This window comes from Cytobacillus mangrovibacter (assembly GCF_042865275.1).
In the GTDB taxonomy this organism is placed as follows: domain Bacteria; phylum Bacillota; class Bacilli; order Bacillales; family Cytobacillaceae; genus Cytobacillus; species Cytobacillus mangrovibacter.
This window is the reverse complement of sequence record NZ_JBIACJ010000012.1, coordinates 20503-33070: the sequence shown is the minus strand read 5'-3', so window position 1 is coordinate 33070 and position 12568 is coordinate 20503. Positions and strand designations below refer to the sequence as shown.

At 33.7% G+C, this 12568-nt stretch carries 9 protein-coding genes; 1 reads left to right on the top strand and 8 read right to left on the bottom strand.

The features are described 5' to 3' along the window. Window positions 1-36: 36 nt before the first annotated feature. The 8 genes from ACFYKT_RS18305 to ACFYKT_RS18270 form a co-directional block, all read right to left on the bottom strand. Complete coding sequence (locus tag ACFYKT_RS18305) at window positions 37-903, bottom strand: DUF2971 domain-containing protein (RefSeq protein ID WP_389222517.1); 867 nt, start codon at window positions 901-903, stop codon at window positions 37-39. A gap of 95 nt (window positions 904-998) precedes the next feature. Then, window positions 999-4526 carry a BREX-1 system adenine-specific DNA-methyltransferase PglX gene (gene pglX / locus ACFYKT_RS18300; RefSeq protein ID WP_389222515.1) on the bottom strand — a complete coding sequence of 1176 codons (3528 nt, stop codon included), beginning with the start codon at window positions 4524-4526 and terminating at the stop codon, window positions 999-1001. A gap of 15 nt (window positions 4527-4541) precedes the next feature. Next, window positions 4542-8123, bottom strand: coding sequence for a BREX system P-loop protein BrxC (gene brxC, locus ACFYKT_RS18295; protein ID WP_389222513.1), 3582 nt, complete (start codon window positions 8121-8123; stop codon window positions 4542-4544). Between the two features lie 21 nt (window positions 8124-8144). Continuing rightward, window positions 8145-8711: a DUF1788 domain-containing protein gene (locus tag ACFYKT_RS18290; protein WP_389222511.1), complete on the bottom strand. Its 567-nt coding sequence runs from the start codon at window positions 8709-8711 to the stop codon at window positions 8145-8147. 13 nt (window positions 8712-8724) lie between these two features. Next, a complete protein-coding gene (locus ACFYKT_RS18285) occupies window positions 8725-9321 on the bottom strand; it encodes a DUF1819 family protein (protein ID WP_389222509.1) in 597 nt (198 codons plus the stop codon). 26 nt (window positions 9322-9347) lie between these two features. Then, complete coding sequence (locus tag ACFYKT_RS18280; protein ID WP_389222507.1) at window positions 9348-9599, bottom strand: TIGR04540 family protein; 252 nt, start codon at window positions 9597-9599, stop codon at window positions 9348-9350. A gap of 129 nt (window positions 9600-9728) precedes the next feature. After that, a complete protein-coding gene (locus ACFYKT_RS18275; protein WP_389222505.1) occupies window positions 9729-10730 on the bottom strand; it encodes a hypothetical protein in 1002 nt (333 codons plus the stop codon). A 55-nt stretch (window positions 10731-10785) separates the two neighbouring features. Further along, entirely contained in the window at window positions 10786-11229 is a 444-nt protein-coding gene (locus ACFYKT_RS18270) for a helix-turn-helix domain-containing protein (protein WP_389222503.1), read from the bottom strand. 346 nt (window positions 11230-11575) lie between these two features. On the opposite strand from ACFYKT_RS18270, the gene ACFYKT_RS18265 reads away from it, so the two are divergent. Then, a complete protein-coding gene (locus tag ACFYKT_RS18265) occupies window positions 11576-12085 on the top strand; it encodes a hypothetical protein (protein ID WP_389222501.1) in 510 nt (169 codons plus the stop codon). The last annotated feature ends 483 nt before the right edge of the window (window positions 12086-12568 follow it).

The following is a 12568-nucleotide window of genomic DNA, read 5'->3' as shown; positions in this document are numbered from 1 at the left end:
ATAAAACAAGGATACACCGATTATATTAGGTATATCCTACTCCAACATGTTATTTTCACCAAGAATCCTTTTCGATTGCAACTTAAATTCTTCCGAGTATTCATTGAAATACATTTCATAAATATTACAATTTAGTTTTTTAGCTATTTCAATAAGGCGTTGCCTATTTTCGCCTTTTGTTTTAAAGCCAACAAAAATGCTTTCAATTTCCATACCGATTTCATCTATAGAAACTAATTGTCCGTTTGGAGAATTAATTGTAGGGTATAACAGCCTATATTCATTTTCATATTCCCATAATTGATGTTTACAACAAAGAGATATGTTGAAATATGTTGAATATTTATAGAAATTTTCAGATGGCATATGTGCATCATTGGTACTCGCACTAATTAATGCTGAATAAATATTTGTAGGGATAACAGCAGTTTTAACACGCTTCGGTTCATAAAAAACAGGATACAATGGTTTTGGATTATTAACTCTATATTTCACACAATAACCTGCATGATTATTAGCATAATGGGCCCATAACGGCATGTTATTTTCAGTTTCTCCCGAAAAGCAAGTAGTAAGTATGCTTTTTCTAATTCTTTCAAAGAAAAATTCAATATCCTTTATTTCCCAACCACTTCCTCGGAGTCTTTCTTTGTCCATCGTAAACATTTTATATTCAAATGGATCATTTAGTTGGTCATAACCTGATACCCAGATCTTACTTTCTTCTAAAGAATTAAATCGTTTTTCATTCTCTTCTTCATACTTAACAAAACGTTCATCAAATAGGGGAAAATATTTATACAACGTTTTAGGCACAAATTCATCCTTATACTCTATTGCATTCAACCAACTATCATTTTCTAAAATCTTTGTAAATTTCTCTTTATCAAATTTAGTAGACACAATGATATCCTCTCATCCTAAAAGACTTCTCTAATACAACAACTGAATTTAGAAGTTAGCAGTTGTCACTAATTAATGACAACTGCATTCTATATTTACTTTATTGGAGCTACAAGCCCTTTAAACTTATCGTAATTAACCACTACACCTTCATCCAAGTCCATTTCAATTTGCATATCGGCCATATGGTGTAACAGTTCATCATACTCTTTTAACTCTTCAATTTTCTTATCCAATGTTTTTAATTCCTTCTTAGCATTGCTAATTTCCTTGGCAGGGTAATCACCTTCAATAATGCTCAACAAATCCTTCTTTTCTGTATCAAGACGGATTTGGTATTCATGAAGATAATCAGTGCGAATACGGGATAAGGTTGTTTTATCATAGCGATGCATATAAATTAAGCAATTGAAAGCCTTTTGTTTTCCAGACGTAAATAGCCAATAAATTGGTCGCTTCTTGTACGTTTGTACATGATCTTTAAAGAAATCATTTAAGAAATAGCGTCTGATTGTTTCTTTTGCTGTTTCTCCTTTTTTCCTTCCAAGTGTATCAGCAATAAAATCAAGGTTTTCCGTTAATTTTTCTTCACCAAATGTAACCTGAATAAAATCAACAAATTTGGATACTATATCGTCTTCATAATAAGCTCCTGAAAGGATTGGTAAAATATTGTCTTTGTCGAACTTAAATTTTTGATATTTATCAGGTTGAAAATCTCCTCCTCCATAAATCAAGCCTTCTTCATCTAATGAATACCGACCCAATATACAACCTAATGCAAAAGAGATAAAACTTTTAATATCCCGTTCTAAGTCAGCTTTTTTGATAGTTACGTCATTTTCATCCACTTCGGGTGATAACTCTTCTTGTAAACTATAGATTTCTATAAAAATACGATTAATTTCCTCTTCATTTTCTTTTAGTTGCTTAAACTGTTGTTCAGAATAATTCTTCCAACAGTAAAATGATTCTTCAATTGTAGATGTCCCTATCTTGTGCTTTAATAAAGGATGGATAGTAAAATCCCATGAAGATTCAAAAGAATCCCAATCATTCTTTGAAATTGCAATATTCTCTGATACACTTTCCTCTATTTTCTCTTCCAGAAGTGGGCTTTCAATGATTGGCAGGGATTCAATATTTCCTTTTTGAAAGTTTAATGTAGGATTAATCAAATTCAAATAGTATTCAGCGACCTTAGAGTTTAAAAAACCTAAGATGTAATCATGTTTTTGATCTACCTTTGCAAATGATCCCCCAGCATCAAATAAAGATCCCCCTTCACAATTTCGAGCTGAGAATTTAGAAGATGTTATTGACGACCATGTTATTGCTTTCTTGAAAATGTAATCGAAATTAAATGCATGAGCAGGTACTTTTCCTTTTTCATCCTTAGTGTTTTGAAGATTATATCCATCATTTTCCCAGTCTACAACAACTTCATTATTTCCATACCATTTTCTAAAACCACCGCCCTTATTATAGGGGAACCATTTTTTTTGAGACTTTCTTGCACTTTCCCTTGAAAAATAATTTAGTCCTATTTTAGCAAAAGAAACTTCATGCCATAATTTGGTGAAGGTGACGTTATCACCTGTTATCATTCCTGCTCTCGCTTTTGCAATATCACTAAATCTTTGTTCTAAAAAGTTACTGATTGCTTTTTTACTACTCCAATAAGCAACTGGACTTCCTGGTATAGTGACCAAATTTTCTTGGTCAAATGAATAACGGTATGATACTTTTGGATTATTTACAGCCTCTAAGGTTTTTAAGGGTTGATTCTCTATCCCTTTAAAATTTGATAGCTTTATATACTCTCCATTTAGTTTTACTTTATAATTTCTCATTGTAAATAAGCAAACTGGAACCATGGCCGCTTCAAACCCGTTATATTCAAGCTGAATTAACGTACTGATGTTTTTTTCATTAACGATCTTCTTTCTAAGGTTTTCAAATGAGGATATGAACATCCAACCAAAAGGTGTAATTAACCCCATTTGACCATTACTTTTAGTTGCTGAAAAGCTATATTCAATAAAAGCTGAGTATAAATCTGATTTAACATCTGGGTAATATTTTGTTAAATAATTTGATGCCTCTGTTGTTAAATATTTGTTCCCTGCATAAGGCGGATTTGTAATAAAAACATCATATTTTTCTGCCATGATAGTAGCTTGATACAATATTTTCCTCATCAAATCTAAGTTCCTATCTTTCATTTCATATTCAAATAAATCTTCATATGGATTGTTCTTAATTTCCCTTATTCTCGTTTCTATAAATTCTTCATCAAAAGACTCTAATTTCACTAATGAGCCAACTGCTTTAGCGTTCTTAAATTGATCAAGAAATAATTTCATCTTCTCAAATTTTTTACCGTTACTTTCACCCGATATAAAAGCAATATCTTCATCTGTAAGACTATTTGTTTCATGAATAGATGCTAAGTTCATTTTCAAACAATCTCTTTCAATACTTCTAAAGAAACGACTATTATATTCTAATGCCTTCATTACAACAGAAAAACAAGCAAGTTGATACGCTCGATCATCTATGTCTAATCCATAAAGGTTGTTCTCAATAATTAATTTTGGAATTTCTCTCTCCATATATCCACATTTACTGTATATTTCATACAGCACATCGAACATATAGACAAGAATATGTCCACTACCCATTGCAGGATCAAAACACTTAATGGCCTCTACTTTTAGTTCTTTATTGATATAGGGAGCCAATATTCCCTCTAAATTAGGTTCTGGATTTGTATTTTCCAGATAGAATTCCCAATTACTTAATAGATCCCTATGCTCTGGATGTGATTCCACCCAATATCGACCTAATGAGTTTTGTACCATATATTTTACAATCCAATCAGGTGTAAACAGTTGTGTCGCATAAGGAATTTCCTCTGTTTTATATTTCTTCTTCGCTTGAATTACACGATCTTTCTCTTCCGCAATGTAGTATTGATAAAGCCATCCAATCACTTCAACTTTATTCCAATTATCTTCTGGAATAAACTCTATATCAGTCATATGACGAATAAAAGATTCCTTTGCCAACAATCCTTCTGGAAAAAGGATTTCTGTATAATCATCAATAGTTTCAAACATAAATGGTAAGAACCGATTTAAGTCATTACAATGCTTGATAATTAGATACTTGAACAATTCTTCCGTTTCATTGTTTAATTTCAAATTATAGATATGTTCTTTATCTAATTCGACTTCTAAATCCAGTTCCAATGCCTCATTTAACATATCTGGATCGGCACTATTTGGATTTGAAGAAGATAATACCCTAACACCTGATGGAAGGTAATCATTCACTTCCATAAAACGTAATGCTGTAAAACGGTTAAACCAAGTGTAGGCGACTTCCTCCATTACTTGTTTAAACCCTATTTGATTGATACGAGCAATTAATTTATCTCGTTGAATTTTTTCTTCCTGCAAAAGCTGTCTGCCATCTATAAAGATGGCATCCGAGCTTTCCACATCCGCTTTTTTAATTGTTTCTTCTGTAATTCCAATCTTCATTGCCTTTGCTTCAACTTTTTTCAGTAGCTCTTTTCTGGCACTTGTGGCAAAGGTCTTCAATGCTGATTTATTCATTCCGACATCTCCCGACTAATCAATGAACTCAATTTCTTTATTCGATTTAATGATCTGCTTTAACTTATTCGATAGTGTATTGATATACTGGTCTACATCCTCTTCTGAACGTAATTCTTTTACGACAATAAGTTCAGATGCTTTTATTTTTTGCTTTTGAACCGTAGCAACTTGTCCACCATTAGTTGGCGGTTCTCCTCCATCAATTACAACTTCTGGCTTCTTCGCATTTCGATTCTGCCATTCATGAATTTCTTGATTAATGATCCGTTCATATTTCTCCTTAAAACTTGCACTTTGAGAAATCGTAGCATCCACTTTATAGATATCAACAAATCCATCAACCTGGTTTAATAAATCAGGATAGTAATGTTCAATTCGCTCTTTCGTATTATCAGAAACGCCATATTGCTTGGCTTTTAATGCCATGTAATCATAGTCAACTTTAACTTTTTCCTTGGCATTATCCTTCTTCTCTGTTAAAACACTTTGAATTTGATCATCAATTTTCTTGATGATTTCAGGAATCTGCTTAATTTTCCCATAAGGTAGTGGATCAGTTATAATCTCGGTTAATTGTTTTGTAGACTGATCTGCTTCATCCCCAATGAGATACGCCTTATTTTCCTCATACTTATTGATCGCTGATAGTCCTTTATCAAAAATATCCTTTTGATCCGTACTAAAGAAACTCTTTACATATGTCATGTCCTCTTCCCAATAGCTAAGATCTTTTTGTAATTCTTTCATCTTTGTAAAGAAAGAAGCATTATCTAACCCTTTATGGAACTCACCAAAATACTCCAAACCTTTATTCAGCAAGCTCAACCCAGGATATCTGCGGCCCTCGTAACGAGCCTTATACGCATTAATTTCAGCCTCTTGCTTTTCGATAAGTGATTGAATTTCCTTCACTAAACCATCTTCATCATCAGGCAAATCTGTTTTATTGAAAACATCTTTACATACTTTCTTGGCTACTTTAATTAATGTTTCATCAACCTTTTTACGCTTAATGACAATGCCTTTATCTGCTTCATTTGTTTTCGTTAGAACTGTTATGATTTTGCTTGCATCTGATTCTGGCTCTAAATATTCTGAGTTGTAGCGAAGTCGAATTTTTTGATCCTTTAGCAGTTCTGCAACCATTCTCTGAATATCAAGCTCTCTCCAACCATAAGGCTTATCGTTGAAACGATCTACAATCATTTTGACTCGAATTTGCTTATTTATAGAATCTTGAAGCGTAATAAAGTCTGAGATTTCTTTAACCGCTAATTCATTAGGAGCTTGTACTTGCTCTGTGCTGAAAGACATTTGCTCTTCTTTGGAGTTTAATACCGTAAGAAGCTCTCTTTCAGTGTCTAAGAAATTCTTAACGTATCCCAACTTCGTATATACATTATCAACTAAGTCATGTAGAGCAGTATTAATTTTCTCTCTTACCGTTGAACCTTTGATTGTAGCGTTATCTCCGTTAATGAAGAATTGTCCACTTTTAATCGCATCTTCTAACAATTCACGTACTCTACGTCTTCTTTCACGAACTTCTGCCTGCTTATTGTTTAAGATGTTCTGAATGCTTTCAGGAAGTTGTGTAATATTCTTTTTCTTGCGGTATTCCTCAATTTTTAGTACTTCTTCCATTTCTTCAACATAGGATTCATTGCCACCAAGTTTAATGATGCATTCACCTGTTCCAGAAGACATCATCATCAATTCTTGCTCTGATTTACCGTAGTGATCGGACAGTGGAGAGAGAATCGTAACACCTATGCTTGATGTTTGATTTCCATGATTCTTTTCATCCATTTTTTGATTATAAGAAAACGAATATTCCGATGAATAACGATATTTCTTCTCATCATAAAGATCTTGGAAGATATAGTTGGCAAGTTCCCTTTTGATGACATCTTCATCGACATTAATCATCTTAATTTCTCTGTTGATGTCTTGTTCATCATCTGTTAGGAAAATGAATAAATCACCATTTTTCTGAACAAGCGTTTGAGAAATAAGTTTTCTTATAGATGCTTTGATTTTTTCTTTCAGTTCTAATTTATCTTCATCTATGTTCGTAACCATGAGCGTAGCAATATTATCAAGATTTGCAGGAAGCTCTTTAATGTATTTAATCATGAACAACACTTTCAAAAGGTTTATATTAAATTCATCATCTTTTAGAGCAGGGTTTTCATATGCTCCTTCAATTACCCTTGAAATGGTTGGATTAAGGAATTCTTTAATCGTATCGTAAAAGGCATAGAATGGAATTAGAACGCCTTCTTCCGCATCCTTAAAACGTAATCCAGCCTCTTTAAATGCAGATAACATCGAACGTTCACCCTCGGACAAATGTTTACCAGATGAACCATGTCTTCTTACTTGCTCAAATACATTTTGTAGGAGTTTAAATTGATAAGGAATAAATGGATAAACGTCTGCGAATTCTTGTTGGTTATCATATCCTCGTAGGTCTGCTGTACTTTCTTTGAAACTGATTAAGTTCTTTAAAATTGCACTTTTCTCTGGAAAAATCAATTTGAGCTTGTCATTTGCAAAGTCTTTCTTTAAAAGAATACGCTTCTTAATTACTTCATCAACAGATATTGAAGACAAAGAAAGTCTTGTATCAAAGCGGCCCTGAATACGTGAGAAGTCATCACCTTTTACTTTCACAATGCTATCAATGCTCTCTTGGGAAGTAACCATAATCCATACTTTCCCTTGGCAATGCGTGCCTAAATCCTCAGCAAGTGTTTGTAGGTTAAGCATTAGGCTACGACTGTCTCCAATATATTGACCAATTTCATCCACTAAGAAAACAAGGTGGAACTTTTTCCCCTTTTGATCGATGTATTCCTTCACGTCTTTCGCAAACTTTTCAATACTGATTTCAAAATTATTTACACCGTTTTCAAACCAATTACGAGCCGATTCCTCTGACATATCCGTTACTTTGGTTAATGCTCCAATTACGAAATCTGCATCAAAATAGAATGTATTACGGCGTTCAACCCAATCTTCACCTGCAAGTGATTTAAACTCGGCTTTAAATTCTTCATATACACCCTTTTGATCCAAATATTTTTCCATCTCAGCTACGCCAGGGATATCCCCGTAATAACCTCTATGTTCGTAAAACACTTTCATAAATACTCGTAAAATAGCATCCTCTTTTGATTTATTATCTAAAGAAGATTTCGAATCGATGTTAAAAAGAATGACCTCTGTTTCTACATCAGCCGTTCGATTCATATTTGCTAAGATTAATGGATCTTCTATTTTATCTTGAAAAAAGTCAATTGCCTTTTTGTCTTTTACTCGTTTATTTTCGAGTAGATATGCAAGGATTTTCAGAAAGTGAGATTTACCTGAACCGAAGAAGCCAGAAATCCAAACACCCATTTTATCCGTAACGCCATCTATTCCTTTTTGATAATTCTCATAGAACTTCGACAGGTGCTTATTTAACTCTCTTGTGACAACATATTCATCCAATTCTTGATATATATTGTCCTCGTCTGTCTGTGCTACCTTGATTACTCCTCTAATATCTCGTTCTATATCCTTCTGAAACATATCCTTAATGTTCATCGTATATATTCCCCCTTTTCTCTAATCCACTAATGGAAACGCTCGATAATAGTTGTCATCCTTGAATTTCCCAAATAGTTGAAGTGATTGTCCATCATATCTCCCTGGGAAAAACATAATGACGGGTATTTTATCAATTACCTCTTGAAGATTATTTAAAATCGAATGTGATCGAACAAATGGATAAACCTTCCCTACACCTGTGATAAAAACAACATTGTGATCACCCAATTGTTCTCTAATTTTACTTAAAAAGATGTCAGGTTTAGCAAAGGTTGTTAATGCTTTAAATAGGGCATCCTTCCCTTGCTTTTCCTCCATTTGAAACAGACGATCAAAAATCCGTTTTTCTTTGGCAATCTCCAACAACATTTTGTATAAATCAAATTCAATTACTTTACGATCTGAACCTTCATAACTGAATTCCTTTTTAATATGTTTGACATAATCACGAACCACTAATTCCTCATTCGGTTCATAGTCGAAAATGTAAAAACTAATTTCATTCCCAAGCCCTCGACCTTCGATGAACTTATCCTCTTTTATTTTGGGAATGATTTTATCAAGTCTTCGGTTAATATTCGCCATATGTAAATTCCTTTCATTCACCCATAGCTTTTAAATAAGCAGAATCGCCAATGTAGGTTAAATGACGTTTGATTTCTTCATCTATTAACACCCTGCTTAATTCGCCTGTTTTTTTATCCTCTAAAAATCCTGCTTCATATAGCAACTTCATATAAACTTGCTTCAACTTATTGATAGTTAGCTCAGTCCACTTTGCCATTTTGTCGTCTTGTTCTGCTTTCGTGATAAAGAAGACGTTCAAATCCTTCTTTTCAATTAGGTAATTATCCGCTTCCAACTTTTCTCGCAACACTTCATTCATAAATTCAAAGAAAAGTCGATCTGTCTTCATAATAGCGTAGAGGTTTATGATTTTTCCTATATCTAATGGGCCGCTTAAAACCCACTCTTGTAGTTGTTCATCTAACACCACCGCTCGCCTTATTACAGATGGTACGCTACGCTTTAAACTGGATGTATATTTGTATTCAAATATATTTTCCTCAATCACTTTCTTTTTAATCTCAGCATCCGATAGACCTTGTTTTTTGAGCTTCAACACTTGCTTTAGTTCATACAGCAAAAAAGAAGCTCCTGTGAGTGTTGCACTATATTCTAATTCTTTAGTCATGTATCAAAATCCTTCCATCATATGGGTTACTGCACGCTATTCATATCCATCTTAATGATTCTTTCAATCACTTCGAGTCTACGTTTTCCACTCTGTTGCTTTAGTACTGTTGTAAATTCGCTGTCTTTCAGCACTTTATTAGGATTATTTATATACACATCATGAACCATTTTAAATAGTGTTTCTTCATTCAACTCGTTATTCCAGTAGGCATCTACGATTTCATTTAGAGACACCGCAAGCTCTCTTTGTGTCTTGTAGAAAAGTTTTACTTGCAAAAAAAATCACCTCAAATAATGTATAACATCGGTATTATTCTAATCTTATTTTATTATTACTTTCTTCTTATAGCAAATATTTGTAAAAAAAGAGAGAGCAGTTATCCCACGCTCTCAGCAATTTTGATATTAATTTTCCAACAATCCATCTTTGTGTTTTTCCCACATCTGTTCTTGAATGAATGTACCATAATAAAATGTGTAATTCGATAAATAGTAGATATACTTATCCATCAGTTCGACCAATTGATCGATCTTTTCGAACTTGTGTTCAAACCGTTTTACAAACGTCACTAACCTCAAATTGAGATCGTCTCGTTCTACCTGAATTCCAAGTTTATTTTCAAAGATATTCTTACGTTTTGCTATCCTTTGGTAAAGGTCTTCTGTTTGATTTGTGAACTGACAACTTACATAAGATTCATTATTGCGATTGTTATAAACAAGTTCTATATCGATTCCTGTTCTACCGAATCCATAACGAATTTTATTTATATCAATCGTTCGTTTTTCTCGGAAAATATTCGGGTATTTCACTCTACTCCGCAATTCATTAATGATATAGGCGTTGTTTCTTTCTCGCTCTGTTATTCTTTCAAACTTGTATTCTCTCTCATCTCCAATAATTTTACAAGAACTGACATATTTATCAAATATGTCGTTGTAAGTACCTACTGCATTTAACTGTTTCAGGTTGTCCATGATGTGCAGTATATGCATGTTATCCAGCCTATCCAAAATCGGTAATACATTCGAATTGACTTCTACGGCAATGAACTCAATCATTTTGACCTTTACCTCACGAACCATTTTTGCAACCTTATCCAAGATTTCCTCAGAAAAACCTGTTGCTCCCCAAATGACTATACTATTATGATGGGCCTTTTCCATAATTTTTCCTATCGATTTTAAGTGTCGATCATCGTCATGGGCAAAGTTAATTTGATTTTCTATGAATACTGACTTACCTGAATTGGTCTGTCCATAAATATCAATTTTCTTTGCTTTATAAAAATACTCCCACTTTAACTGCTCAACATTTTCTGAGATTATATCTTCAATCGCTCCTTTATTTAATAATGTAATATACAAATTCAGATAATTTTCTCTATCACCTTTTGTAATCCCCATTTTGATCACTCCTATAAAAATAGAGAGGAACTCAAATTTCCTCTCCAATGCTTTCTTAATTATTTAATTCCTGTTTCAACTCGTCTACTGCTTCACAAATTGCGTAAATATCAACGATTAACGTCTCTTTTTCCCAGCTAACATCGTTGACAACATCAATTAAATTCAGTAACAGTTCCACTGCTTCTGGACTAAGAGACTTTACCCCATCCACCGTAAATTCACTTGAAAACAATAATCTTTCCAAAGGGACTACACTACGACTTCTCTTATTAGAACTTACTTCTAATAAATCAGAGGGTTCCACACCTAAAGCAGAAGAAATCTTCTCAATTATTGGGTACGATGGGCATTCACGACTGCCATTCTCGATTCTATTAATATAACTTCCGCTAATTCCTGTTAATTCTGTCATTTCACGCAAGCTCAAACCTCTCTTACCTCTTAAATATTTGACCATACTGCCGAATGAAGGGTTGACTGCACGTACCTCTTTCACTTCCTACCAGCTCCTCGTGTTTTTCACCAATGTGAAAATCCTGTTTTAATTTTAAATCCTTATATCATAAGCAGTTGAAGGCGAAAGATAACTTCCAGAATAACTTTTAATAGAGTTTCCCAGAAAACATAATCGACAGTAGCAATCATGTTCATTAGCTACCCCCTCACTCAAACCTGGTCGAACCACTTTGACATGGACGGAAGAGGTTAAATACAAGGAAATATGAACAAAGAGGCTCCCCCTTTCAAAATTACAATCAAAGAAGAGTTAAGATTATGACATTACAAGACTATTCAAACCCAAATTATCTAAAGCAAAAAAAAAGCTGTATAAGAACAAAGAATTGGAGAAAAGGAAAGGCAAATTCATCGAGGCGGGTTATGAAGGAGCAGAATATAAAAACAAGGTCTTTCATGCTCACATCCTCGAACAGAACCTTCTTCCCCTATTCCGCACTCCTGATAATATCCACTATCAACTTCCACAATCCATTAAAACCGACATCCAGTTCACCAACCAAATCTCCAAACAAAACCTCTTCTCCACTATATTTCCAGAATTCAATAGATTTGACGAAGGTAATTGGCAACCCTGCATCCTTACTAAAAATAACGTAGGTTGGATTACTAAGGATAAAGATGGGTATTACCGTTACCGCTCTAAGAGTTCGATAACAGGAGTCATCTACGGATTTTCATTACTCGATCTAATAGAAATTTCTCACATAGGTGAGTACATTGGAACCAAACTGACATATCAAACGGATCGAAAATGGCTTGCTACGATTCTTAACTTAAGCTATAGAGATTTTAATTTTGTTAAACAACAGAAGGTGAAATATCAAAGGAACTAAGAAAAAATTGACGAAGCACTTGAATGGAAATCCCTTTATCCCAACTTATTCGCCATAATTAGTCAGCTATATGTATTAGTCGAGCTTCATGAATTCGCATCACTGCAGATTATGGAAAGACGACACGCTATTAAAAAGGAAGCTGTATTCTTCATATCAACTCGTAAACTTTGCGAAGAGAATACACAAAAATATAATATCGGAAAGAAGGATCACTCCACGTTTGGCCACAATCTGATTATTTTCTGTTTTAGGTTTCCTTCATAAAGTCCCCTCTATAACCATCCAACATAAAGGGGAATTGCTACAAATCTCCTATTCTATCCAAGGTAACAGAAAGCACTACCACTTAATTAACTTTATGACAATTCCACATTACGATGATGAAACTCTTAGAAAAGCTGAATAAACTGCTAAACGTCTGAGAAGATTTAAAATTACAACCAAAAAGCAGATTACAAGTGCAAACTTAACAAAGGCATT

Bases quoted from the DNA above. Each gene is read 5' to 3' on its own strand.
- ACFYKT_RS18285 (WP_389222509.1), bottom strand. From the start codon at position 9,321: ATGACTAAAGAATTAGAATATAGTGCAACACTCACAGGAGCTTCTTTT.
- ACFYKT_RS18275 (WP_389222505.1), bottom strand. From the start codon at position 10,730: ATGGGGATTACAAAAGGTGATAGAGAAAATTATCTGAATTTGTATATT.
- pglX (WP_389222515.1), bottom strand. From the start codon at position 4,526: ATGAATAAATCAGCATTGAAGACCTTTGCCACAAGTGCCAGAAAAGAG.
- brxC (WP_389222513.1), bottom strand. From the start codon at position 8,123: ATGAACATTAAGGATATGTTTCAGAAGGATATAGAACGAGATATTAGA.
- ACFYKT_RS18290 (WP_389222511.1), bottom strand. From the start codon at position 8,711: ATGGCGAATATTAACCGAAGACTTGATAAAATCATTCCCAAAATAAAA.